Source organism: Cohnella faecalis (assembly GCF_003570905.1).
GTDB classification, from domain to species: domain Bacteria; phylum Bacillota; class Bacilli; order Paenibacillales; family Paenibacillaceae; genus Cohnella; species Cohnella faecalis.
In genome coordinates, this window is record NZ_QXJM01000039.1 from 1,428,645 (window position 1) to 1,454,199 (window position 25,555).

21 protein-coding genes and 2 pseudogenes are annotated in these 25,555 nt (G+C 55.2%); 19 read left to right on the forward strand and 4 right to left on the reverse strand.

From position 1 onward, the window contains the following. The first annotated feature begins 2 nt into the window (after positions 1-2). From D3H35_RS19710 to D3H35_RS19735, 6 genes and pseudogenes are all read left to right on the forward strand, one after another. Positions 3-788, forward strand: coding sequence for a helix-turn-helix domain-containing protein (locus D3H35_RS19710; RefSeq protein ID WP_119150881.1), 786 nt, complete (start codon positions 3-5; stop codon positions 786-788). 608 nt (positions 789-1,396) lie between these two features. After that, a complete protein-coding gene (locus D3H35_RS19715) occupies positions 1,397-1,933 on the forward strand; it encodes a MarR family winged helix-turn-helix transcriptional regulator (RefSeq protein WP_119150882.1) in 537 nt (178 codons plus the stop codon). 25 nt (positions 1,934-1,958) lie between these two features. After that, a pseudogene (locus tag D3H35_RS19720) lies at positions 1,959-3,412 on the forward strand (aryl-sulfate sulfotransferase). Between the two features lie 24 nt (positions 3,413-3,436). After that, positions 3,437-4,504: an ABC transporter substrate-binding protein gene (locus D3H35_RS19725; RefSeq protein WP_119150883.1), complete on the forward strand. Its 1,068-nt coding sequence runs from the start codon at positions 3,437-3,439 to the stop codon at positions 4,502-4,504. Positions 4,505-4,518: 14 nt separating this feature from the next. Next, positions 4,519-5,331, forward strand: a complete 813-nt coding sequence (locus D3H35_RS19730; RefSeq protein ID WP_119150884.1) for an ABC transporter ATP-binding protein — start codon at positions 4,519-4,521, stop codon at positions 5,329-5,331. Then, positions 5,328-6,104, forward strand: coding sequence for an ABC transporter permease (locus tag D3H35_RS19735; RefSeq protein ID WP_119150885.1), 777 nt, complete (start codon positions 5,328-5,330; stop codon positions 6,102-6,104). Before D3H35_RS19730 ends, D3H35_RS19735 begins: the two co-directional genes overlap by 4 nt. 453 nt (positions 6,105-6,557) lie before the next feature. On the opposite strand, the gene asd is transcribed toward D3H35_RS19735, so the two are convergent. Both asd and D3H35_RS19745 read right to left on the reverse strand, forming a co-directional pair. Further along, a complete protein-coding gene (gene asd / locus D3H35_RS19740; RefSeq protein ID WP_119150886.1) occupies positions 6,558-7,349 on the reverse strand; it encodes an archaetidylserine decarboxylase in 792 nt (263 codons plus the stop codon). A 218-nt stretch (positions 7,350-7,567) separates the two neighbouring features. Further along, positions 7,568-7,885 (reverse strand): hypothetical protein, encoded by a 318-nt coding sequence (locus D3H35_RS19745; RefSeq protein ID WP_119150887.1) that lies wholly within the window; start codon positions 7,883-7,885, stop codon positions 7,568-7,570. A gap of 281 nt (positions 7,886-8,166) precedes the next feature. Between D3H35_RS19745 and D3H35_RS19750 the strand changes: the two genes are divergently transcribed. Then, entirely contained in the window at positions 8,167-9,330 is a 1,164-nt protein-coding gene (locus D3H35_RS19750) for a glycosyltransferase family 4 protein (RefSeq protein ID WP_233568010.1), read from the forward strand. An 8-nt stretch (positions 9,331-9,338) separates the two neighbouring features. Here the strand turns inward: D3H35_RS19750 and D3H35_RS19755 are convergent, their stop codons facing one another. After that, positions 9,339-9,647, reverse strand: a complete 309-nt coding sequence (locus tag D3H35_RS19755) for an ArsR/SmtB family transcription factor (protein WP_378125605.1) — start codon at positions 9,645-9,647, stop codon at positions 9,339-9,341. 230 nt (positions 9,648-9,877) lie between these two features. On the opposite strand from D3H35_RS19755, the gene D3H35_RS19760 reads away from it, so the two are divergent. From D3H35_RS19760 to D3H35_RS19805, 12 genes and pseudogenes are all read left to right on the forward strand, one after another. Next, positions 9,878-16,213: a WIAG-tail domain gene (locus D3H35_RS19760; protein ID WP_158594200.1), complete on the forward strand. Its 6,336-nt coding sequence runs from the start codon at positions 9,878-9,880 to the stop codon at positions 16,211-16,213. Between the two features lie 186 nt (positions 16,214-16,399). Next, positions 16,400-17,278, forward strand: coding sequence for a glycosyltransferase family 2 protein (locus D3H35_RS19765; RefSeq protein ID WP_119150891.1), 879 nt, complete (start codon positions 16,400-16,402; stop codon positions 17,276-17,278). 181 nt (positions 17,279-17,459) lie between these two features. Then, positions 17,460-18,458, forward strand: a complete 999-nt coding sequence (locus D3H35_RS19770) for a hypothetical protein (RefSeq protein ID WP_147355900.1) — start codon at positions 17,460-17,462, stop codon at positions 18,456-18,458. Next, positions 18,455-19,213: a glycosyltransferase family 2 protein gene (locus D3H35_RS19775; protein WP_325050101.1), complete on the forward strand. Its 759-nt coding sequence runs from the start codon at positions 18,455-18,457 to the stop codon at positions 19,211-19,213. The genes D3H35_RS19770 and D3H35_RS19775 overlap by 4 nt, the downstream gene beginning before the upstream one ends. After that, positions 19,210-19,935 carry a sugar phosphate nucleotidyltransferase gene (locus tag D3H35_RS19780; protein WP_119150893.1) on the forward strand — a complete coding sequence of 242 codons (726 nt, stop codon included), beginning with the start codon at positions 19,210-19,212 and terminating at the stop codon, positions 19,933-19,935. Before D3H35_RS19775 ends, D3H35_RS19780 begins: the two co-directional genes overlap by 4 nt. Then, positions 19,932-20,369 (forward strand): hypothetical protein, encoded by a 438-nt coding sequence (locus tag D3H35_RS19785; protein WP_119150894.1) that lies wholly within the window; start codon positions 19,932-19,934, stop codon positions 20,367-20,369. The genes D3H35_RS19780 and D3H35_RS19785 overlap by 4 nt, the downstream gene beginning before the upstream one ends. Continuing rightward, positions 20,309-20,878: pseudogene (locus tag D3H35_RS32640) on the forward strand (GT-D fold domain-containing protein); the annotation flags it as partial. The gene D3H35_RS19785 and the pseudogene D3H35_RS32640, both read left to right, overlap by 61 nt. Positions 20,879-21,240: 362 nt before the next feature. Continuing rightward, positions 21,241-22,104, forward strand: coding sequence for a glycosyltransferase family 2 protein (locus D3H35_RS32645; RefSeq protein ID WP_233568012.1), 864 nt, complete (start codon positions 21,241-21,243; stop codon positions 22,102-22,104). Continuing rightward, positions 22,092-22,385 (forward strand): hypothetical protein, encoded by a 294-nt coding sequence (locus tag D3H35_RS32650; protein ID WP_233568013.1) that lies wholly within the window; start codon positions 22,092-22,094, stop codon positions 22,383-22,385. The genes D3H35_RS32645 and D3H35_RS32650 overlap by 13 nt, the downstream gene beginning before the upstream one ends. A gap of 126 nt (positions 22,386-22,511) precedes the next feature. Beyond that, a complete protein-coding gene (locus D3H35_RS19795; protein ID WP_233568014.1) occupies positions 22,512-22,871 on the forward strand; it encodes a nucleoside-diphosphate sugar epimerase in 360 nt (119 codons plus the stop codon). Positions 22,872-22,910: 39 nt separating this feature from the next. Next, positions 22,911-23,543, forward strand: coding sequence for a hypothetical protein (locus tag D3H35_RS31420; protein WP_199728549.1), 633 nt, complete (start codon positions 22,911-22,913; stop codon positions 23,541-23,543). Positions 23,544-23,575: 32 nt separating this feature from the next. Then, entirely contained in the window at positions 23,576-23,917 is a 342-nt protein-coding gene (locus D3H35_RS19805) for a hypothetical protein (RefSeq protein ID WP_119150895.1), read from the forward strand. 389 nt (positions 23,918-24,306) lie between these two features. Here the strand turns inward: D3H35_RS19805 and D3H35_RS19810 are convergent, their stop codons facing one another. Continuing rightward, the gene (locus tag D3H35_RS19810) at positions 24,307-25,497 is read right to left on the reverse strand and encodes an IS256 family transposase (RefSeq protein WP_119150896.1); all 1,191 of its coding nucleotides are present in this window, start codon (positions 25,495-25,497) and stop codon (positions 24,307-24,309) included. Positions 25,498-25,555: the final 58 nt, after the last annotated feature.

Genomic DNA, 25,555 nt, shown 5'->3' on the forward strand with positions numbered 1-25,555 from the left:
GGATGCTGGAAGCGTCGCCTTCGGCTTTCTTGCTGAAGCCCGCGTTTGCGAAAATCGTCTGCGAACCGGGATGGAAATGGCAAAAACGGGAAAAGCCGTTAGCTAACTACGACTTGTTTTACGTTTGGAGCGGAGAAGGAGAGGTCATTCTGAACGATGTGCCCTATGCAGTGGGCAAGGGCAGCTGCTTTTTGTTTCGTCCGGGAGACCATACGAGCGCCACTCACAATCCTCAAAAGCCGCTAGTGCTTACTTACATTCATTTCGACATCGCGGAGCCGGTCTCCATGGTGCCGGAGCCATATCGGGCGCTCGGCGATACGTTCGATTTCGAGCAGCTGCTGGCGCGGTATGTCCGGCTGTTTCTCGTGCGCACCTTCGCGGCAGAGGAAGAGGCGAGGCTGATTCTGAAGCAGCTCGTCATTCACCTGCTTCGTCACGACCGAGAAGAGCCGGTGGAAAAAAAGGCGAGCAACCAATTGACCGAGAGCATCCACGAGATCGCCAACTATATTCAGCAGCATCCGGGAGTTCCGCACAGGGTGGACGATTTGGCTGCGCGCGCCGGGCTGTCGTCCAGGTATTTTTCGATCAAGTTCAAGGAGCTGATCGGAATGTCGGTGCAAACCTTCCTGATCCGCAGCCGTATCGACCGCGCACACCACCTGCTCATCCATGCGGGCATGAACGTGACGGAAGTGGCGGACGCGCTCGGCTACAGGGACATCTTTTTCTTCAGCCGCCAGTTCAAGCAATATACGGGAAAGAGTCCTTCGGAAATCCGTTAAGGGGGCCGAAGGGATAGCCAGGCCCCCCAGTTAAGTTAAGAAGGTTGCCAAGCAGCCGGCAAAAGGGTGATTCCTGTACGTAACAGGAGTCCTCTTTTTTTATTCTCATAAAGCTAGGGGCTCTACCTCAAAATCAGTGCTTGGCGTGATTTGTACTATTTTTCACACAAGTTGCCCCCAAATCTGCTCCACTCGATGCATGTTGTACGAAAAATCACACAAAAATCGTGGATGGCATCCAAAAAAGCGAAAAGTTGTACGATCTTTCATATAAAACACCTGTCATCGCCTGAAAAAAGACCGTTCCTTGTATGAAAAATCGTACAAAACGGCCTTCCACTCTTACGCGCTCCAGCCAACATCATCATGGGTCAAGCACTGATTCCGGTTTTGGGCCAAGCTAGGATTGCTTTTTTAATTCCGACTTGACATATGTGAATTATGGATTTAATATTAGCTCACAGTATTACAACGCTCATTAAATGAGCGTTAAAATAATTTCATATGCCGATTGGACCGCCAAAGGCCGCAACGCACTCCTGATAGGGGAGGAAGTTGGGGTCTTTTTTGTCGATTAAGGGGTCGGGCGCCAAGAAGGAAAGGAGCGTATGGTGGACAACGAGTGGTCACGACTTGAAGAGATCGACTGGCTTTTTCGCCGAATGGTCAGAAAGTTCGTTAAGGAACGCGACAAAATCGCGATTGAAGGGGTGGCGTTGCCCGGCATGCTCGTGCTGAGCAAGATTGTGCGAGACGGAGAACAGAAGCTGGGCGATCTGGCGGAACAGCTTGATCTGACCTCGGGAGCGATCACCGCATTGTGCGATAAGCTGGAGGAAAAAGGGTTCGCGACGCGACGCCGAATGGCGGAGGATCGAAGAACGGTGCTGCTCGATATTACGGACAAAGGGCGCAGCTTGTTGGCACGCAACCGAAATATTAGTCAGCGATCGATTACGCTCCTGTTCGGAGGCTTTACGGAGCAGGAGCTCGATTCGCAAAGGGCTGCGTACAAGCAAATAACGGATAGCCTTGAGAGCTTTTCGGAGACGATCTTGAAGCTTGCGAAAGAAAACGCGGAGCGTTCGGAAGAGCGCGAAGAACCGCAAATTAAACCGTCGGCCAATCGGTTTCTAAACTATTAAATAGAGATGAAGAGGAGCGATCAGCATGGGACATCCAACGATTTACCCGACGGGAACGACCGTCTACCTGCCGGAGAAAGCCTGGAGCGGCTATACCATTTTTCAAGCGGCAGAGGTAGGCGCGCTGCTCATCGATATGAGCGGGAAGGAAGTTCATCTGTGGAAGGGACTGCGGGGCTTTCCGAACAAAATATTGCCGGGCGGCTTCGTAACGGGGAGCACGAAGGAGCGAGATCCGAAATACGGGTTTCAGGATGAGGCCGATCTCGTTCAGGTCGATTGGGACGGCAACGTCGTCTGGCGCTTCAACCGTTATGAGCTTATCCAAGACCCGGGATATGAACCCGAATGGATGGCGCGCGCTCATCACGATTATCAGCGCGAAGGCAACCCGGTCGGTTATTACGCTCCCGGACAGGAGCCGAAGACGAACGGGGGACGTACGTTAATTCTCGCGCATAAGAACGTCACGAAACCCGAAATTTCGGACAAGCTGCTGCTCGACGACACCATTATCGAAGTGGACTGGGAAGGCAACGTCATCTGGGAATGGGCGGTCAGCGATCATTTCGAAGAGCTTGGCTTCGACGAAGCGGCGAGAAACGTGCTCTTCCGCGACCCGAACGGCCGTCACTTCGGCAACGATACGGGCGGAGACTGGATGCACATCAACTCCGCTTCCTGGGTCGGTCCGAACAAGTTTTATGACGCCGGCGATGAAAGATTTCACCCCGACAACGTCATCTGGGATGCCAGAGAATCGAATATTATTGCGATTACCGATCGTCAGACAGGCAAGATCGTCTGGCAGCTCGGCCCGGATTACTCGAAGCCGGAGGTCAAGCATCTCGACTGGATCATTGGTCAGCATCACGCGCATATCATCCCCAAAGGGCTTCCCGGCGAAGGAAATTTGCTTGTGTTCGACAACGGCGGATGGGCCGGATACGGTTTGCCGAATCCCGCATCGCCTTTCGGACAGAAGAACGCTGTGCGCGACCATTCGCGCGTGCTTGAGATCAATCCCGTAACGTTGCAAATCGAATGGCAATATACGCCGACGGAAGCCGGATATTTGGCGCCTCTGGATTCCTATCGCTTCTATAGCCCTTACATCAGCTCGGCGCAGCGGCTGCCTAACGGCAATACGCTCATTACCGAAGGAGCGGACGGCCGGGTGTTCGAAGTGACCTCGTCGCACGAATTGGTATGGGAGTATGTATCCCCTTATAAAAACAAGCGCAATTCGAATATGGTCTATCGAGCTTATCGGGTTCCGTACGAGTGGGTACCGCAGCTTCCCAAACCGCAGGAGGAGGCCATCGTGCCGATTGACGTCGCCGATTATCGCGTCCCGGAGCGGCGGGGAGAGGCGCGAGCTCGGTCGTGACCGTCGCGGATACCCGCTCTTTCGAGGAAGGCGCGCTATGCGTGGCCAGTACGGACGAGAAGCCGCCGACTCAAACAGATTCCAACTAAATACGGAGAGTAGAGGGAGAAACTATGAAAATCGTTAAGCAACGTTCCATTTACGGTATACTCGCCATTATGACGGCACTGGCGGTTCTGTTGTCCGCCTGCGGCAAGGAGAACGATAAGGCTGCGAATGCTTCGCCTTCAGCGCCTGCCGAGTCCGGCGCTGCGCAGACGCAGGAAATCAAGTCCGATCCGATCAAGATCAAAATCGCAGATATTTTATCCAATCCGGTGCTCCGTGTTGCGAAGACGAAAGGCTACCTCGATAAATACGGCATCGATGCGGAGATCGTAACGTTCGCCACGCCGGCCGAGGGGATTAATTCGCTCTTCATCAAACAGGTCGACGTCGCTTGGGGAGCGGACTTCCCGGTACTTAACGCGGTAAGCAAGGGCGACTATTCCATTATCGCGGCAACCGGAACGAACACGGACATTGCGGCATCGCAATGGAAGCTGTACGTGCGGGACGACATTCAGAAAGCGGAGGATCTCAAAGGCAAGAAGCTTAGTACGCTGCGAGGCACGTTCCTGCCCTATCTGTGGGACGCATACTTGACGGAGAATGGCATTGCTCTGGAAGAGACGAAGCAGATCGGGCAGGGCGGGTTCGACGAAGCGTATGTCGCGTTGAAAAAAGGCGAGATTGACGCCACTTGGGTTGTCGGTTCGGCATTGCTGGACAAATTCAAAGCCGTTGAAGGCATCCGCGAGCTGACGGACATGTCCAAGACGAAGGTGCGAATCGGCGGCGGCATCGTAGCGCCGAACGATTTGATCAAGGATCACCCGCAAGGCATTGCGAACTTCCTTGCCGCTTTGGACGAAGCGTCGAAGTACATTACGGCTCATCCGAACGAAACGGCGGATATTTTGTTCAAGGAAGTGAAACAGCCGAAAGAAGCGACGATTCGCGATATCCCTACGAACAACTGGGAGATCGGCTTCAAGCAGGAATCGTTCGACAGCCTGACCAGCCAGAAGAAGTACATGGTCGACGCAGGCATTATCAAGGAAGATTTCGAGCTGACGAGCAAGCTGGCTTTGGACGGAGTCCGACAAGCGATTCCCGAGCGAGTCACTTACGGTCAATAAAGGAGGGAAGGCGCATGGCGCTAGCAGATGCCTCGTCGACAACGATAACGATCGAACGGCTCAACAAGAGCTATGCGGAGCTTAAGCCCGGCAAGGCCGGTTCCGTACACTATATCATCAAGGACATCGACTTGGTCATCAAGGGCGGGGAGTTTTTCGTCCTTCTGGGACCGAGCGGCTGCGGCAAGTCGACGCTGCTTAATATTATAGCCGGGTTCGTGTCCAAGTCCGGGGGGCATCTGCGCGTAGGCAGCGTAGAGATCGAAAAGCCCGGACGGGAGCGGGCGGTCGTCTTCCAACAGGCCGATTCATCGTTGTTTCCTTGGTTGACCGTTCGCCAGAACGTCGAGTTCGGCCTAAAGATGCAGAAAATGCCAAAGGAACGGCGCAAGGAGATTTCCGACCGATTCATTAAGCTGGTAGGCTTGTTCGGCCATGAGAATAAGCTGCCACGCGAGTTGTCCGGGGGGATGAAGCAACGGGTGCAATTAGCCCGCGTTCTAGCCAATGACCCCGATATCCTGCTCATGGACGAACCGTTCGGGGCGCTCGATGCGATGACGCGGCGGCTGATGCAGAAGGAGCTTGGACAAATTTGGCGAGAGACCGGCAAGACGGTTATCTTCGTAACGCATGACATCCAGGAAGCGTTGCTGCTCGGACAGAGAATCGCGGTTATGTCCTCGGGTCCCGACGCGCATATCTCGGACATTTATGACGTGCCGCTGGACTATCCGCGCGACGTTTCTTCACGAGAATTTTTCGCGCTGAATCGGAGAATACAGTCGCACTTCGACGCCGAATTGGAAGGGGCGAGTTATCCATGAATCTGTTGCGGAACAAATGGGTAACGCTCCCGCTGCTGTGGCTGTTCGCGTTCATCGTCTGGCAAGCGGGCGCTTGGACTTATGGGTCGGATATCATTCCAGGTCCGGTTGCAACATGGAAGGGCGCGCAGGAGCTGCTGAGCGACGGCTCGCTCGTACAGTATATCGGCATAAGCTTTTATCGGGTTTTTACCGGCTGGGCGCTGGGCAGTCTGCTGGCAATCCCAATCGGGCTAATTATTGGCAAGGTGTCCGCTATTCGCGTCTTTGCCGAGCCCTTCCTGAATTTCATTCGATTCATTCCGCCTATTGCGTTCATTACCTTGTTCCTCGTCTGGTTCGGCATTGGCGAGCAGTCGAAGATCGCGCTCATTATGTACGCAACCTTATTTATCGTCATCATTAATACGTTGACCGGCGTGCTGTCCGTGGAAGAGGATAAGATTCGTTCCGCGCGGAGCATGGGGGCTTCGGAGTGGCAAATATTGCTCCACGTCGTCATCCCCGCGACGACGCCGTACATCTTCACCGGTATCCGACTGGCTATGGGAACCTCCTACATGGCTATCATCGGCGCCGAGATGATTGCGGCCAACGAAGGGGTCGGCTTTTTGATCTGGAACTCCAGACTGTTTTTCCGAACGGACTGGATATTCGTCGGCTTGATCAGCTTGGGTTTGATGGGCTTTATTACGGACCGGGCGGTCGGCTGGATCGGACGAAAGACGCTGCACAGGTACGGAATCGTAAGCACGGCTTCGATCAGACGTTAACGATCGGCCGGGGCAAAGAGCTTCGTAGACAGCCATCGATAGACAAAAGCCCGCCTCGGCCAGAAGCCGGAGGCGGGCTTTATTAGATTCATCCTCTTAAACCTATTGGATACCTACGCAAAGCTTCTTCGACGTCTAGAGGTTGAAGAAGCCGTTTTTTCTTGGAATTCCAGCCTAGCCCGACGTTGAACTGCAAAACATACATTTACTTGGACGATAGATCGACGCTCTAACGATAATATCTGTAAAAGGTACATTTACTTTGGGCGTTTTTGGTGTCCAGCAACGAAATGGAAAAAAATAACGGTACTTTCTGCAGTTCAATCCGAGCGGCGCGGCTCTGCGGGATGAATAGCTGCAGCTATTGCAGGTCATCAACAGGCCCGTCAGACGGGATTGGGCGAAAGAGGCGCGGTTTTCTTTGGAATCTTCCTTTTATATCCATTAAGCAGACTACTCTTTTTCCGTCAGTGTGCCGAGCCGTTCGCCCATGCGCACCTTGTCTCCGACTTGCAGGTTCGTGCGGGGGTCGAGAGTTCCGTCTTCCGTCAGCAGGACGACCGTTGAGCCGAATTCGAAATACGCAAGCTCGCCGCCCCGCTCCAGATGCTTCGGAAGAGGCTCGACGTAGCGAATGCTGCTTACGTTCAATGCGCCGACTTTAACCACTGCGACTTCGCCGATAGCATGGCGTATGTACGTGACTAGCCGCTCGTTGCGCGACAGGACGCGCTTCATGTGCTTTAAGCCGAAGTCGTTCACGGGGTAAACGCGTCCCGGAATATGTTCGGATTCGACCACATCGCCTTCGCAAGGCGAATGGATCCGATGATAGTCGGTAGGACTCAGGTAGAGCACCCAAAAGTAACCGTGACGGTATTGGGAAGTGCGAGGAGAACCGTTCAGCAGTTCGTCCAGCGTGTAGTCCTGCCCTTTGATCTGGAGGAGCATGCCGTCTTCGATTGTGCCGCAAGCGGTAATCAAAGCGTCGACGGGACTTACGATCGCCTCCGAGGAATCGTCGATCGGCCGTCTGCCGGGCTTCAGGCGCCGCGTGAAAAATTCGTTCAACGAGCCGTATTCTTCCAACCGTTTCTCGGCTTCTTCCACCGGGATCTTATACAAGGCCGCAAAGCGGGGAATCCATCGTCTGCTTAACGACGATTTGGCGATAGTCCCCGCCAAGCGGGATATGAATTTGCGCGAAGACAATTCCGTCATCAAGCGCAGCAGCGGGCGATTCATTCGTCCGGCCACTCCTTTTCGTGTCATAGTCAACGACTAGTGTGACACATCGTCCCTTAAAGTGCAATAGATGGGGCGAACGCCTGATGGGTATAACGCATTAGAGAAAGTTAAAGGCTTTTATAGCTCTCCCTTGGCTCAGGAAAATTTATAAACACAAACAAATGTTTGGTTTAGTGGAATCAAAAGAACTTTGATTGCATTAGTGCAATAAATAATCACTTCTTAATTGGGATTCCGTATTTTTCTGGATGATTCATATAGTCCTCGTAATTAAGAGTGCCTCTAAATGTAAAAGTTTTTGAATCCCCCTTTAATTCAAAAATAAGAAGTTGACCTTGAATCCCCGTATGCGTGCCATTATCTTTTATTCCAATTACTGTTGGTGCAATTTGAACAAATTCGCTACTGCTGTTTACGACAACTTCCGGAACAGGATTTGGCTCCAACGTGATGTTATTTTTATCTTTAATTGCAATGATGATTAAGCAAAGCAACATAGCGGTTAATATGATGTTAGTGTAAATATTTTTCATTTGTTTTCCTCCAAGCGGATTTCAATCTCGCTGTAACACGCAATAGTACTATTTTGCAACAAATGAGCTACCAATGATAGCCCATTTGTCTTTTTCTAGTTAGTTGGGTAAGGCCCAGGATCTCCAATGCGGCGTTCGGTGCGACATATTTGAACAACGAAATGTCGTTTGACAGAGATGCTCTTTGTTCCTGATCGAACGCCTGATGGGAGTCTAGTCGTTGCTCCTCGCGAATGCGTAAGCTGTAACGTGAACCTATGCGGGGGGAGAGGGAACGAGCCATGTTGAAAGTCGCTTTCGTAACTCCGGGGGCCTATGCGGTGCCTTCCGCAATGGGAGGCTCGGTGGAGAGGGTCGTGGAAAAAGTCGTTCCGCTGCTTGTGCCTAGGGTCGACGCGCGAATATACGGACGCACCGCGCGTCGATTGCCCAAGCAAGAACGGTGGAGGGGCGTTCGGTGCGAGAGATTTCCGGCTGCGAGCAAATCGGCCTATTTTCGCCGGGTATGCCGTCGCTTGAGGGCGTTCCGCCCTCATATCATTCAAGTGGAAAATCGTCCGCTATGGGTTCCGAAGCTGAAGAGGCTTTTTCCCGACAGCCGGATCTGGCTAAATTTGCATTCGACGACTTTTATATCGCGGCCCTATCTGTCCGCGGAGGCGAGAAGTCGCTGTTTGTCCTCCGCCGACAGAATCGTCGTGAACAGCCATTTTTTAAAGGATGTAATTTCGGGGTTGGTTCCTCGGACGGCGGCTCGCATTCGAGTCAATCATCTCGGCGTCGACCTTGAGCGCTTCTCGGAGCGGAGTGAACCGGAGGATGACGAGCAGAGGTCAAGCGATTTAAGGAAGGGTCGTTGGAACAACCGCAAGGTGGTGCTCTACGTCGGAAGGCTCGTTCCCCAGAAAGGGGTTCATCACCTGCTGGGAGCGATGAAGGATATTGTTCGCGAGCATCCGGACGTTCTCGTCGTCATCGTCGGCGGCGCCCGGTACGGTTCAAAGCGCGGCAGCGCCTATGTCGAGAAGCTGAAGCGGATGGCTCGCCCATGGGAAAAGCATGTTCATTTCGAGCCTTATGCGCCTCACGATCAAATTCATCGCTGGTATGAGAAGGCCGACGTTGCGGTCGTCCCTTCCGTAGGGAAAGAAGCGTTCGGGCTTGTCAACGTCGAAGCGATGGCTTCCCGCCTTCCGGTCGTCGCCACGGCGGCCGGAGGGATCAAGGAAGTCGTGGCGGACGGAGAAACGGGCTTTTTGATCAGCGCGCGAAAAGAGGAAATACGAAAGCAGCTCGCGGACAAAGTAGACGGTCTATTGAAGGACGAAGAGCTGCGGATAAAGATGGGAAAATGCGGAAGAGAGCGGGTCGAGCGGCTTTTTACATGGCAGCGCACGTCGGACCGATGGATCGAATTGGCCAAGGAAGGCATGCACGACCGGTAACGGCGCTATTATTCATGCCGCAAATGCTGCAGCGTCTGAACGAAAATTTGTTCGATGTGGGAATCGTCAAGAGAGTAGAAGACGGATTTCCCGCTTTTTCTCCGTTTGACCATCCGCAGGTTGCGCAAATAACGGAGCTGGTGGGAGACGGCCGACTGGTTCATATCGAGCAGGACGGTCAAATCGTGAACGCACAGCTCTTTGTGAAGCAGAGCGCCGATCAGCTTGACGCGGGTCGGATCGCCCAGAGCTTTGAACAATTCGGCCAATTGGTCGGCGGCAGCCGAATCGATCATGGCCTTTTTGACTTCTCCCAGCTCCTCTTCGGATGCAAAACAAGATTCCTCGCAAAATTCCTGGAGCTGATCTTCCACGTTTGTTTCTCTCCTTTTTTTCGGACAAGCTTCCGGCTTCTCCCCATTATAACGAATCGCGCCCCAACTGAAAACGGAAGCTCGGCCACCCGAAGATTCGCCCATCCTCGTGACGTGCCTATAGGTGAATGCATATGATAGTTCAGATTTCGAACAATGGAAAGGAGAGGGACATGAAACGGAAAAATCCGCAACAGCGTTCCGGAAAACGCCGGCCGCTTTATTACGTCGATAACCCGAACAGGCTCGAGCTGAATTGGCTGGATGACATAAAAAAATCGATTCCGAAGCCGCTCGCCGTTCATTCGGCCGCTCCGGCGGTTGCCGCTCCGCAGCCGACCGGCAAATCAACGAAAATCAGCACGAAGCACGAGGCGGACGACATGGTGCCGGAGCTGGATTTCGATCAACCCGTTCAGGGGGAGTTCGTGTCAACGCCTCGCGAAGCGGATGAAATCGTCGCTGTCGCTTTCGCCGCCGGACCGGAGGAAACCAGACACTCTACGGATCATCCGGGTGCCGAGATCGCTCGCGAAACAGTATTGTCCGACGCTGTGATCACACCGTCTTCGGATTCAGTCGAACGCCGGAATCGGCTGGAGGATAACCGCATGCCGACGGGCGCCTCGCCTGTCGTCTTCACGGACGACATCGCAGGCGAAGCGATTACGAGCGATAAGCTCGCTCCTTTCGCGATTCTGGCGGCTCATCTGGCGGCAGGCTCGGTTACCGCATCCGCGCTAGCGGATTTCGCGGTGACGGCTATCAAGCTCGCGGACGGCTCGATTACGACCTCGAAGATAGCCTCGGAATCGATCATCGGGGAGCATCTGGCGAAAAATGCGATATCGGGCCAAAAAATCCGCGACCGCTCCATTACCGGCGAGAAGCTGAGGGACGGCAGCGTGTCTTCCGAGAAGCTCGCGGACAAGACGATCAGCTCGGATAAGCTTGCGGACGGCTCTATTCTGCCGAAGCATCTGAGCTTGTCGTCGATTACTTCGGAGCTTATTCAGGATCAGTCGATTACATCCGGCAAAATAAAAAGCGGCGGCGTGCGAAGCGAAAACGTGGCTAACGAGTCGATCGTAACCTCCAAGCTGGCCGACGGAGCCGTCACTTCCTTGAAGCTTCGCGATAACGCGGTCACGACGGATAAGATTGCCCGGGGCGCGGTCGAGTCCAAGCATCTGGCGGAGGGGCTCGTATTGGCCGATCATGTGGCCGTTGGCATCGTACAGGGAAAGCATTTGGCCCCGGAGGCCGTGTCGGCGGAGCACCTCGGCGAGGGAGCCGTCGGAACCCGGGAGTTGGCCGACCTATCCGTCGAAGGAAGCAAGCTGGCTTACGGGACGGTACAATCCGACCACTTGGCCGAAGGGGCGGTTCGAAGCGAGCAGCTCGCGGCAAACTCCGTTGAAGCTCGTCATATTCTGGATCAGAGCGTGACGACGGCAAAGCTGGCCGACCAGTCCGTCATGACGATGAAGCTCGGCGATCACGCCGTCACCTCTTCCAAAATCGCGGATCAAAGCGTCAGCGCCGATAAGCTGGCGGATGAAGCGGTGCGCAATCGCCATCTGGCGAGAGGCGGCGTCACGGCGGAGGTACTGGCGGACAATTCCGTGCAATCCCGCCATTTGAGCGCCGACGCAGTGAATGGCCGTCATGTGGCTGCCAGATCGATCGAGCGCAATCACTTGACGGATGGCTTGATCGGGTCCAAGCAAGTCGCGTTCGGCGTCGTAGGAAGCGATCATATCGCAAAGGGAGCCGTTGGCGCGGCGGAGCTGGCGGATGGAAGCGTCTTGGGCTCCAAGTTGGCGCCAAGCTCGGTCAATGGCGGACATTTGGCTCGCGGTTCGGTCGAATCAGGACATCTGGCAGACGACTCGGTAGGCTTCCTGTCGCTTCAGTCGGATTCCGTAACCGACCGCGCCATAGCGCCCGGAGCGGTTGGCGAGCGCCAGCTTGGCGCCCGTTCGATTTACTCTCATCATTTAACGGACCATTTGATTACCTCCTTGAAGCTTTCTCCCGAATGCGTATCGACCGACAAGCTGGGAGATCAGTCGGTTACGGCTCCCAAGCTGGCGAACGCGAGCGTAACGGCGTCGAAGCTGGCGGCCGGAGCGGTGGAGCCGCTCGCGCTCTCGGATCGCGCGGTGACCGGACGGTCTCTCGGAGAAGGCGCGGTCGGTTCAAGACATCTGCTGCCGCAGGCCGTAAAGACTCTTCATCTCGGAGAAGGAAGCGTCAAGGGCGATGTCCTGGCGGAGCAAAGCGTCGAGGAGCGTCATCTCGCCGACGAAGCCGTTCATTCGTCTAAGCTGGCCGAGGATAGCGTGAATGCCGGGCATTTGCAGGCTTTGGCCGTGGAAAGCCGGCATTTGGCCGACGGCGCTGTGGGAGCTCGCCACTTGCAAGCCGGTATTTTTAGAGCGGAGCATATGGTCGGCGATATTGTAGGAGCCGGTCATTTGCAAACGAAAGCAGTCGGAGAAAAACATGTGCAGCCGGAAGCGATCGGAAGCGAGCATCTTAAGCCGGAGGCGGTGCAAGCCGCCCACCTTCGCAAAGGCGCGATAGGCTTCACTCATCTGGACAATTCCCTGTACGAAATGGTCAAAATGGCCGAGCGAAGAATCGACTCCGAGCTGCTGGAGCCAAGTGCGGTTGCCGGCATTCATATCCGGAACGCGTCGATCACGGAAGCGAAGCTGGCGAATGGCGCGGTAACGGAAGCGAAGCTTGGGGAAGGCTCCGTGACGGAAGCGAAGCTGGCAGACGGTTCGATAACGGAAGCGAAGCTGACGGAAGGCTCGGTGACCGTGAAGAAGCTGGCCGACGGATCGATAACCGGCGCTAAGCTTGCGAGCGGCAGTGTCGGGGGTTCTAAGCTGGATGAGACTTTGCGGGAACAGATTAGCTTTGCAGTGACTCCCATTACAACGGGTAGACTCGTCGACGATTCCGTGACGGAAGCGAAGCTGGCCGATGGAGCGGTGTCGGAATCGAAGCTCGTGGATGGCTCGGTTACCGGGTCGAAGCTAGCTTACGGATCGGTAATCGGGACGAAGCTAGCGAGCGGCAGCGTCGGAATCTCGAAGCTGGACGAAGCTCTGCAAGAACGGATTAGCTACGCAGTGGCTCCAATCGCGACGGAGAGACTCGTCGATGGTTCCGTTACGGAAGAAAAGCTTGCGGAAGGTTCCGTGACGGAGACGAAGCTAGCCGATGGCTCGGTGACGGAAGCGAAGTTAGCGGAAGGTGCGGTAACCGAGACGAAGCTGGACGAAGCTCTGCAAGAGCGGATTAGCTACGCAGCGGCTCCAATTGCGACGGAGAGACTCGTTGATGGCTCTGTTACCGAAGAAAAGCTTGCGGAAGGTTCCGTGACAGAGACGAAGCTAGCCGATGGCTTGGTGACAGAAGCGAAGCTGGCGGGAGGCTCCGTATCAGAGTCGAAGCTGGCCGGTGGCTCGGTGACGGAAGCGAAGCTGGCGGAAGGCGCGGTAACCGAGACGAAGCTGGCAAGCGGCAGCGTTGGGGTTTCGAAGCTGGACGAAGTACTGCAAGAGCGGTTTAGCTACGCAGTGGCTCCAATCGCGACGGAGAGACTCATCGATGGTTCCGTTACGGAAGAAAAGCTTGCGGAAGGTTCCGTGACGGAGACGAAGCTAGCCGATGGCTTGGTGACAGAAGCGAAGCTGGCAGAAGGCGCGGTAACCGAGACGAAGCTGGCAAGCGGCAGCGTTGGGGTTTCGAAGCTGGACGAAGCGCTGCAAGAACGAGTTAGCTACGCAGTAGCTCCAATCGCGTCGGAGAGACTCATCGATGGTTCCGTGACGGAAGAAAAGCTAGCGGAAGATTCCGTGACGGAGACGAAGCTAGCCTATGGCTCGGTGACGGAAGCGAAGCTGGCGGAAGGCGCGGTAACCGAGACGAAGCTGGCAAGCGGCAGCGTTGGGATCTCGAAGCTGGACGAAGCGCTGCAAGAACAGATTAACTATGCAGTAGCTCCAATCGCGACAGAGAGACTCATCGATGGTTCCGTGACGGAAGAAAAGCTAGCGGAAGGTTCCGTTACGGAGACAAAGCTAGCCGATGGCTCGGTAACGGAAGCGAAGCTAGCAGAAGGCTCGGTAACCGAAGCAAAGCTGGCAAGCGGCAGCGTCGGAATCTTGAAGCTGGACGAAGTGCTGCAAGAACGGATTAGCTACGCAGTAGCTCCAATCGCGACAGAGAGACTCATCGATGGTTCCGTGACGGAAGAAAAGCTAGCGGAAGGTTCCGTTACGGAGACGAAGCTAGCCGATGGCTCGGTAACGGAAGCGAAGCTAGCAGAAGGCTCGGTAACCGAAGCAAAGCTGGCAAGCGGCAGCGTCGGAATCTTGAAGCTGGACGAAGCGCTGCAAGAACGAGTTAGCTACGCAGTAGCTCCAATCGCGTCGGAGAGACTCATCGATGGTTCCGTGACGGAAGAAAAGCTAGCGGAAGATTCCGTGACGGAGACGAAGCTAGCCTATGGCTCGGTGACGGAAGCGAAGCTGGCGGAAGGCGCGGTAACCGAGACGAAGCTGGCAAGCGGCAGCGTTGGGATCTCGAAGCTGGACGAAGCGCTGCAAGAACAGATTAACTATGCAGTAGCTCCAATCGCGACAGAGAGACTCATCGATGGTTCCGTGACGGAAGAAAAGCTAGCGGAAGGTTCCGTGACGGAGACGAAGCTAGCCGATGGCTCGGTAACGGAAGCGAAGCTAGCAGAAGGCTCGGTAACCGAAGCAAAGCTGGCAAGCGGCAGCGTCGGAATCTTGAAGCTGGACGAAGCGCTGAAAGAACGGATTAGCTACGCAGTAGCTCCAATCGCGACGGAGAGACTCATCAATGGTTCCGTTACAGAAGAAAAGCTAGCGGAAGGTTCCGTTACGGAGACGAAGCTAGCCGATGGCTCGGTGACGGAAGCGAAGCTGGTCGAAGGCTCGGTAACCGAGGCAAAGCTGGCAAGCGGCAGCGTCGGAATTTCGAAGCTGGACGAAGCGCTGCAAGTACGAATTAGCTACGCGATGGCTCCGATCACAACGGAGAGACTCGCCGACGATTCCGTTACGGAAGCAAAACTTGCGGAAGGTTCCGTGAAGGAGGCAAAGCTGGCCGATAGCTCGGTGACAGAAGCGAAGCTAGCGGAAGGCTCGGTGACCGAATCGAAGCTGGCGAGCGGCAGCGTCGGCATCTCGAAGCTGGACGAAGCGCTGCAAGAACAGATTAACTATGCAGTGGCACCGATCACGACAGAGAGACTCGCCAACAATTCCGTTACGGAAGAAAAGCTAGCGGAAGGTTCCGTGACGGAGACGAAGCTGGCCGATAGCTCGGTGACAGAAGCGAAGCTAGCGGAAGGCTCGGTGACCGAATCGAAGCTGGCGAGCGGCAGCGTCGGCATCTCGAAGCTGGACGAAGCGCTGCAAGAACAGATTAACTGCGCAGTGGCTCCGATCACAACGGAGAGACTCACAGACGATTCCGTTACGGAAGCAAAGCTTGCGGAAGGTTCCGTGAAGGAGGCAAAGCTGGCCGATAGCTCGGTAACAGAAGCGAAGCTAGCGGAAGGCTCGGTGACCGAATCGAAGCTGGCGAGCGGCAGCGTCGGCATCTCGAAGCTGGACGAAGCGCTGCAAGAACGTATTAGCTATGCGGAGGCTCCAATCGCGACGGAGAGAATCGTCGACGATTCGGTTACGGAAGCGAAGCTTACGGAAAGTTCCGTGACGGAGGCGAAGCTGGCCGAAGGCGCCGTTACTGCTGCTAAGCTGGCGGAAGGTTCCGTAACCGGCGATAAGCTGGCATCGGAATCGGTGGGCGTTCGTCAGTTGGCCGACCGCAGCATCACCGGCTCGAAGCTGACGGAGAATAGCGTCGGGCTAGAGCATCTCGCCCCCGGCGCGGTAAATGCGGATAAAATTGCGGTTCGAAGCATCGTTTCGTCCCATCTGGGCGAAGGCGCGATTCAGAACCAACACTTGGCCGACGGAAGCGTCGATCTGAGCAAGCTGTCCGACGAAGTAAAGGAAATGCTGGATCGGGCACCGGTTGTATTGCCTTCTCTAATTCAAAGCCCTGCCCCAACCTCGATCGCGGAAGGAAGCGTGACGACAGCCCACCTCGCTGACGGAAGCGTCGATTCGACGAAGCTGGCGCAAGGCAGCGTAGCTCCGGCACATCTCTCGTTCCTGCCGGTTGCCGCCCAGCAGTCAGGAGTCTCGATTGCATTCGGAGCCAAACCGTTCATGTTTCATGGCACATCCGAGTCCACCGAGCTGACGGTAACGTTCGACGAACCGTTCTCGCACGATTCTTATGTCATCGTGGCGATGTCCGATCACCCTTCTTGCAGCTGCTTTCTCCGAGTAAAACGCGAGAACGAAGCCGTCATCGAAATTGTACGGACACGTCTGGGACCCGAACCGGTTGGCTTCATCCAATGGGTAGCCATCGGGCAAAAAGCGTAACGGTAGCGATGTACCAATCGAAAACGAGGCTTTTCCAATGGGGATTACCTAGCGGAAAGGTCTCTTTTCTTTTGGAACCTCATGGATAGCAATCGCGAATCCAACCTGTACATATGCCGTTGCGCAGGGACACCTTACACATACAATGTCATGTAAACCGGTGCCCGAGCCTTAGGAGGAGATACAATGGCCAAAAAGACCGTCAATCGTCGGGGCCGCTCCCCGGCAGCCGGTCGGGGGAAATTTGCCAAGAAGCGCATTCGGGCAAAAAAAGCGGCATTACCCAAGTCGAATACCGGTTTGGAGGAAACGACGGAAGCTGTTATTAGCCGTCCGTCGCCATCAGTGTCCGTTATCGTACCCGTCATGAACGAGCGCAGAACGATTCGCAGAGTGGTCCAGGAAGCGTTCCGCGTACATCCGCGCACGGAAGTTATCGTCGTTGCCAACGGATCGACGGACGGCTCGGCGGAAATCGCCAGAAGAAGCGGAGCCAAAGTCATTGCCTACGACAAGCCGCTTGGTCACGATGTAGGCCGTTCGATGGGCGCCCGGGAAGCTCAGGGCGACATTTTGCTGTTTATCGATGCGGATATGGTCATTCCCGCCGTCAAGCTTAGGCCGTTCGTTCGTCAGATCGAATCGGGTACGGATGTCGCTCTCAACGACTATTCAGGGCCGGTGGATACGACGGTCGTTCATGGGGTCGTTCTCGCCAAGCATGCGCTGAATTCGTTGCTGAACCGTTCCGATTTGGCTGGTGCATCGATGACGGCCGTGCCTCACGCAATCAGCCGCCGTACGCTTCAGACGATCGGGTATGCCGCTCTGGCAGTGCCTCCGCTTGCACAGACGATGGCGATCCGCGCGGGACTTCAGGTTGCCAGATCGATTCATGTGAATGTCGGAAAGCTGAACCCGTTGCGGGTCAAAAGGGAACGAACCCGTTCGCTCGAGCCGCTCATCGTAGGCGATCATTTGGAAGCGATGAATTGGTGGATCGACAATTCGGACTATCGAGGCGGCTACGACGATGGAGCAAGGGATCGATGGAGGGTGAGATGACGGCATGAAACGCAAAAGCAATCTACAACGAAGTCGAAGCTCTGTCGTTCGCCCCCGAAGCGCGGGTAAAGTTGGAAGGCGTCCCCGCAAAGCGTTGCAAGGAGCGAAAAACAAAGCACAACGACGCTCAGGCCGACGTTATTCTCGCAATCGAAAATCGAGTCGCTCTCTAGGCGCAACATTGCTCAGTCCTCCTCCTGCCCCGGTCGTCCTTTCTTCGGTCTATTTTGAACGGGGAGTGACGGCGGGGGCGGAGTGGCGAAGCTCGAACCCTCCCGATCCGTTTTCGGCAGGGAAGATCAAGGAAACGATTTTTGACGGCTGGAACCGGATCGTTCGGGAACATAGCCATTCGGCGCATTCCGGCGCATCCATTCGAGCAGGCGATGGAGTGTCGTATGCAAAAGGCTTTTTTCGAGGAGCGGGAATCGGTGAATTTCCGGTTGCGCCCGTTGCGCTGAAAGGAAAAGCGGTAGCGGTCGTATGCACCGCCGGCGAAGAATACTCGCTTTACTCCGTTATGGAGCAGCTAACCGCATTGCCGCTGGACGAAATCGTCGTCATTCTCTATGGCCCTGCGGACGGCAAATTTTATCGGGCCAAAGGCTATGCAAATACGATCGTCGTCTTTATGCCGGAGCTGACGGACGCCGATGTCGGACGGGCTCTAGGCGCTAATCTAGCGGATGCGGAAACCGTGCTGCTCGTAGACGGCAACGCTCCCGTTCCGGCGGAAAGGCTCGCCGAAATGCTGGAGATGACGGACGGCCGTGCCGACATAACCCTTGCGGACACTCCGGACAACGATAGTACGTTCATCCGCCGCAACGCCGTCTTAAGGTTTCAGGAGTTTTTGAATGCGACTCTGGATCGTCCCGAGCTGCGAACGAATTCTTTTTCCCAATTGCCTCTCGCGCTATCGCGCCATGCCTTGAACACACTCGGGGCGGCCGTTCTTACGGTTCCTACCGTGGCTCATGCCATGGCATTGCTGAAGGGCTTGAAAATCGGATTGGTCCGCGTATCGGATGTTTCTCCCGTTCAGAGGGAGAACGCTTTGGCGAAATCGGCCGGAGACCATATGGAAGCTTGGAGAGAAGCGATGTCCGTGCGCGGCGGCCGGCTTGAATTCGCAGATACGTATCGCAACCGAAGCGTGCTGGGAGGGACGCAACGATGAAACGGGCATCGATTATAATACCGACCTTCAACAGATTGGACTTGTTGATTCGCTGTGTAGCGTCCATCCGCAATTACACGGATATTCCGCATGAAATTATCGTCGTTGACAACGGGTCGACCGACGGAACGGCGGATTGGTGCCGCATGGCGGGAGTCACGCTGCTTTCCTTGAACCGCAACGAAGGATTTCCCGTCGCGTGCAATCGCGGGCTTAAGATTTCCTCCGGCGATACGCTGGTGCTGCTGAACAACGACACCGTCGTTTCGCCGAGATGGCTAAGCAATATGTCCTTGGCGCTATATAGCGCAGCCGATATCGGAATCGTAGGCCCGATTACGAACTACGCTAGCGGACCGCAGCAGGTCGAGCTCACCTATCCGGATATCGATTCCTTCATATTGCTCGCAGACGCGGTGAATCGGTCCGATCCGCACAAATGGGTTCCGATTCAACGGATTGTCGGCGTCTGCTTCGTTTTTCGCCGGGAGCTGATGGAGAAGATCGGGCTTCTCGACGAACGGTTTTCCCCGGACACTATGAGGACGACGATTATTGCCTGCGTGCCGAACAGCAAGGCTATCGAATGCTCATGTGCCGCGACTCGCTCATTCACCATGAAGGAAGCGCCAGCTTCAAGACCGACCCTGATGCCCAGAATCGGCTTGTCGAGCGGAATTATCAGATTTTCGCGGACAAGTGGCAAAAAGTTCCGAGAGCTCTCATCCGATAAGACATTGGAGGGTTTGTGTTGAAAGCAGTCATATTGGCAGGCGGAACGGGTTCGAGGCTGAAGCCGCTCACCAGTTGGACGAACAAGCATTTGCTGCCGATTGGCAACTATCCGATGATTTGTTACGGAGTGGCCAAACTTCGCGAGGCGGGCATTCGCGAACTCGTTATCGTGACGACGCGTTCGGCGCTTGGCGGGTTTTCGCAGGTGCTGGGAAGCGGGCTGGAATGGGGCGTCTCGATTATTTACCGGGTGCAGGAAGAAGCCGGAGGCATCGCGCAGGCGCTGGAGCTTGCCAGGCCTCTCATGAAGCCGGGAGAAAAATTCGCGGTGCTGCTCGGCGACAATTTGTTCGAGGACAGTCTTGCGTCCTATTTCAAGCAGTTCGAAAATCAGGACGGAGGGGCGATGGTGTTGGTCAAAAAAGTCGACGATCCGACACGTTACGGCGTTCCGACATTCTCCGCGCCTCCCGAAAAGATCGCATATATCCGGGAGAAGCCGGAACGTCCGGAGTCTAATTATTGCGTGATAGGTTTATATTTTTACGACGATCGCGTCTTTCACATCATCGACGGAGTGAAGCCTTCAAGGCGAGGAGAGCTGGAAATAACGGACGTGAACAACGCGTACGCGCTTGCGGGCAAGCTCGAATTCTGCGAGTTGCGCGGCTGGTGGACGGATGCGGGCACCTTCGACTCCATGGAGGAGGCGGGCATTAAGCTCAAGGGGACTCTTCCGTGAGGGCGGCGATCGGGGCGCCGATTAACGCTCGTCCTAGACTGGGCGTGAAGCCGAATCCCAACAAGAAACGGCCGTCAACAGGGCGAAAAAGGGCGGTAAAGGCTCGGAAACGGCGCGGGAAGCGAATCGTCTCGAAAAAACGCCCGTTGTCGCCGGAGCAGCCTCAGCAGCCTCAGCAGTCTCAGCAGTCTCAGCAGCCGATGCGAACTTACGAGCAGGGTTACTCGGAAGGTCTATTCGACGGCGGCGAGAAATTCGTGGAACAGCATCATCCGGGCGACCTGATCATCCCCGATTTATCGGTCGAAGGGGCGGTTGCCGCAGGCATACAGGCGCTCAGACCCACGGCGTTCCCTTGCTCGGGCCTGACGCCGTGGCGGAGGAATTGGAGTCGAGCTTGCGCGAGAAGAGACCTTACGCATTCATCCGACTAGGCGATGGCGAACTCATGACGCTTGCGCAGGAAGTCGTCTTGCCGATCGAAGAAATTCAGCAAGCGGGAGGTCACTTTTTGCCGTATGCGGGTGTGAATATTCCCGATCCTGCGGCCCGGGAGGCGGTCGCTCACGCTATTCGACATGCGTCCTTGGTCGGGGTGCCCATATCCAGAAGGCCTTATTACCAGCCTTTATTGTTCAAAGCTCTTCGGGCTCACGGAATCGACGTCCGGTCGCTTCGATACACGTCTTCCGTAATGAATTACTCTCTTCACGAGTATGGACACTTTATGAGGCTGATGGGAGGACGGCGGGTATTGCTCGTCGGCAACGTAGCCGACAGACTGGCGCATGCGCTTATCAGGCAAGGAATTCTCATCGTCGGAGCGGTTCAACCCGTGAATGGAGTTCACGACACGCCGCGGGTGATCGAAGAGGCCGGCCGGTACGACTTCGATCTGGCGCTCGTATCGGCGGGAATCGCGGCTCTTCCGATCTGCGTCAATTTGGCGGCGGCTACCGGCAAGGTCATGATTGACTTCGGCCATCTGGCGAATCATATCGCCGGGCTGTCCCGACATAACGAAAGGCAATCATTCGAGAAAGAAGGTGATTCCATGTCAATCGCGCTCCAATTGTCTTCCCGACAATCCGCGGTTCGAAGGCGGCGAGCCCGATCTCGCGGAGCGGGACGGAGAAAGGGCCGGCAAAGCAAAAGGCTGAGTGTCCAACCGGCGGCCGATGCGGCCGAATACGGCTCGGGTTACGGCGTGGGATACCGGGACGGGGTACAGGCCGGCATTCAACGGTTCGGAGGGTTATTCGAGGGAACGAGCATCGTTATTCCGACCTATAACCAATTACCCTTTTGCAGCAATGCATCGAGAGCATATCGGCCTGCACGAGGCTGCCGCACGAAATTATCGTCGTGGACAACGGTTCGGCGGACGGTACGGCCGCGTATTTGCAAAGTCTCGGAGGCCGGGTTCGCAGCCGCGTGCTGGATTCGAACCGGGGATTCGCCGGAGCGATCAACGTCGGGATGCTGATGGCCAAGGGGACGACAATCGTTCTTTTAAACAACGACACTTTGGTGACCGATAACTGGCTGGATAATATGCTGGCATGCCTGAGCAGCGACGAGAAGATCGGAATGGTCGGACCCGTTACCAATTACATTAGCGGGGAACAGCAAATCGCGGTTCCTTACTCCGCCGTGAAAGATATGCCAGGCTTCGCGAGATCGTACAATTTGCACGATCCTGCGAGATGGCGGCGTACGGATCGGCTGGTCGGATTTTGCCTGCTTTTTCGCAGGGAGCTGTTCGAAGGGGTCGGATATTTTGACGAAGGCTTCCTGACCGGAAATTTCGAGGACGACGATTTCGGCGTTCGGGTAAGGCTGCTTGGCAAAAGTCTCGTTATCGCGGAGGATACGTTCATTCACCATTACGGCAGCATCAGTATGAAAGCGCTCGGAGAACAGTTCATGGTAGTCAACAATCGCAACGAGTCGTATTTTAGCGACAAGTGGCACAGCCCGGAGGAATGGATTTTCAAAGTGCTGCAGCATCCGCTGGCACAAGGAAGAACGCTCCCGGGAGTGCGTGGCTTTACCCGGAACGGGTTGCCGTACAAGGCTTCGGGCCTCATGTCTATTGGATCGAGGGCGGGCAGCGCAGAAGGATTGAAGGAGTCGTCGGTCTCCCCGTCACGCGGGTGTCGCAGGTAGATCTGCGCAGATGGCCGGTCGGTGATATTATCGCGGTGGAGGAAGCCGAGCGGCGGTGGCGAGGAGCCGATAACGAGTGGCAGGCCGGAGTCGTCATGCTGCCGGACGGAGCGGCTTACCATGTAGAAGGGCATCACATACGGCGTATTGTTACGCCTTCCGCCTTGTTTTTGTGGAATCTGAACGCAAAGCCTTGTCAGATGACGACTCCGGAATCGCTGGCCGGCAAAATGGAAGGGTTGCCGATTATCGCGCCTCCTCAAATCCGGTATTCTTTATAAGAGACGAAGAAAGCCGCCGTTCCTCTGGGGATGGCGGTTTTGTATGTGAATCGCGGATTATGCGTTGCTTGATTTCGCATCCCGATGATTGTCGTTGCCGATGTGGCAAGCGCCGGGTGCCCGCATATGCTGATAGAGACGATGCGGTTTAGCGATGAACGCAGCGGATTTATGCGCGGATGGGGGATCGATGGCGGAATGGAAGAACTCATGACGGAAATCGTCGTACATTTGTCTCAATCGCACCAACAGATGGCTCGGATACTCGACGCCAAACGGCAAGTGACCGTCCGGTTATCCCATATCGTTCAAGGGCTGCCGGACGTACAGCCTCAATTAAACGGACTGACGGGACTGCTGGGAAGCTCCTCTCAAGTGAACAAAAGCATCGTGGCCTACTTAAACAGCTTGGCGGATTTTCAGGATGCGGTCGCCGACAGTCTCACCAACGTAGTCAAGGCGATTACCGTAAGCGACGAGGAATAATTCGGATAAGGAATAAGGTGGCGGGAAGGAGGCGAGACGATGAGACGGGAAGATGCGTATCATCTTACTTTGGATGCCATTGCGAAGATGCAATGGAACGTCGCGGCCATGCTCGAAGCGAAAGCTTCCGAAGCCGAGAAGGTGCGGAACTGGATGCTTGCGCATTTTACACATGAATCCCAGGCGGCTCATAGCGATCGGTTATCGACTAGCCTGGAGTTTCACGAGCAGCACGTCGAGGTGATCGAGGGGCTGACGAAGCTCTGCAACGGCTTGAGCCGCAATATGAAGATCATCCTTCATCCGGAAGAGGAGGTATCCGGCTCGGGCGGAGGAATGGGCTCGATGGGTTCGCTGTTCGACGGCTTCGATTCGGGAGACAAAAAGGATGAGCCGGCTGCAGCGGGAATGGGAGATCAAGTTGAGCTTGCTTGGCTCGATTGCCCGCAGTCAGGAGGCGCTGGCGAAAATTTTGAACAGTGTTGCGGACGTAACGGCCGGGCTGGGGGAGACCGATCGTTCGCCGGATGTGCTGAAGGAGCATGTCCGGGTTCTGACGGGGATGCAGAACGCTCTTCTCAGATCGGTAACCGGAATGAGCTGGCGTCCTCCGAAGAAAGGGATTGCAGGGGCGCCTTGGTTGGCGGGCGAATTGAGGAGAGTCGCAATTAAAAAGGAGCAACGGGGGCTGGAGGTGCCGCGAATTGAAAAGCAAGGGCAAGAGCAAGAGCACGGGCAAGGGCAAGAGCAAGGGCAAGAGCAAGGGCAAGGGCAAAGCGCGAACGGGAGCCCGGGGTAAGGGACGGGCACGGGCGTCCGGCAAAGGCGGCTTGCGCCGGAGAAAAGGCAGCGGCGGATTGCGATCGCGCCGCAGTCTCGGCCGTCGGCGCGTAAGAGACCGCGGCGGTCGCCGCCGAGTTGGCGGCAGAGGCGGGGGTGGGGGGGATTCCGCCGGGTTCAATCATTCGTACAACGAAGGCTATAATCACGGCTTCGCCAAAGGGCTGGAGGATGGCCACCAAATCGCCTATGAGCAGCAAGTGTGAGGAAGACGAGCGGTGTCGATGCGAATGAATTAAGCTGGCGCAGCATACAGCGAGAACAGGCGCGGCCGCACGTTGTTTGGGGGCGAGCGTAGGAGTAGGCGTGTGGTAGATAGGTTGCGTGTGGTGGGCGGTGTGCGGCGGGGCGGGTGGAAGTGCTGGTCTAGAACACAATAGGGTGATTTTTTCGTCCTATTCGCACGTTGCGGCGAATATGAAACGCAATAAGACGAACATTTGTCGTTATTTTTTTGAGGTAACCGTTTTGATGGGTAGCGTCAAGAAGTTTGTGTAGTAGGTTTTTCCATCGGGATGATGGACATGATTTTAGGTTTTAGAGTTGGCGGAGAGCGCAGCTCAAGCGAAGGCGCGGGAGATTGGTTTTTGTGGCGCTACTCCTCGGATGTTATCTTGTCCGAATATCGTGCCTCAAACATCTCGGTTAACCTCTTCTTCACTTCAGGATCTGCAAACCCACGTATGGCGCGACTTTCGTTACGTTCGTTGTAGTCGATTGCCTGCAAGTAAACGATCTTCTCTGCCGCATCCATGTTCGTTAAACTATTCATCGGCTTGAGTCTCTTGCGGATTTCCTTATTCATCCGCTCGATTGGGTTGGAAGTGTAAATGGCTTCCTTGATGAGGCTGGGAAATTTGTAAAAGGTCAGCAATGTAGGCAGTTGCTCCTTCCAAAGTTCCATCTCTTTTGGATACAATTTGCCCCACTTTGCGTAAACCGTGTCGAAGGCTGCTAATGCAAGATCTTTGTCCTCAGCCGTGTAAACCGTTTTGATATCCTCGATAACTTGCGTTCGATGTTGCACCCGGATTTTTGGGAAAGTAGCACGGACTTTGTGCACCACACAATGCTGCACGTCGGCTTTCGGGTAAGTCTCGCGGAAGGCTGCTTCAAGCCCTGTCAGGCCGTCAAACACGCCGAGCAGCACGTCTGTCGCCCCGCGTTTATAAAGATCTTTGAGTACTTCCCGCCAGCCATTTGAACTCTCTTGGCCGCCAATGTAGAAGCCAAGGATTTGCCGGTGACCATCTTCGTCGATCCCCATCGCAAAGTAAACGACTTCGCCACTTACGGTGCCGCGTTTGAGTTTGACGTAAAGACCGTCGAGATAAATAACCGAGTAACGTTTCTTTAGCGGGCGCTGCAGCCAGATTTGAATGTCCTCCAACACTGTCGCTGTAATATTACTGACGGTCGTAGGCGAATATTGGCTACCAAACATGCTTTCAATGAAACGGGCGACGTCTCGTGTGCCCATACCGCTTTTGTACATCTGAATAACAGCTTCCTCTAGCCAACCATCTCGGCGCTGATACGGCTCGAATACGCTGGTTTGGAATTGGCCATTACGGTCACGTGGTACCTGGAGATCTTCAATGTGACCATACTTCGTGTGGAGGGTGCGCGTGTAATAACCGTTCCGGCTATTACGCTGATGTTCTTCCTGCTCCTCCAACATGTGTTTGATTTCAGCTCGCATGATCGTCTCAATGTTCTGTTTCACAAACTGTGTGACAAGATTTTCAAATAGATCGTTAAGCATGTTTTCGGGTATAGTAGTCATCGAGTAGGGCTCCTTCTTGGTGGCGTCGTAACCCCGAGAATACCCTACTTTTTTTTGT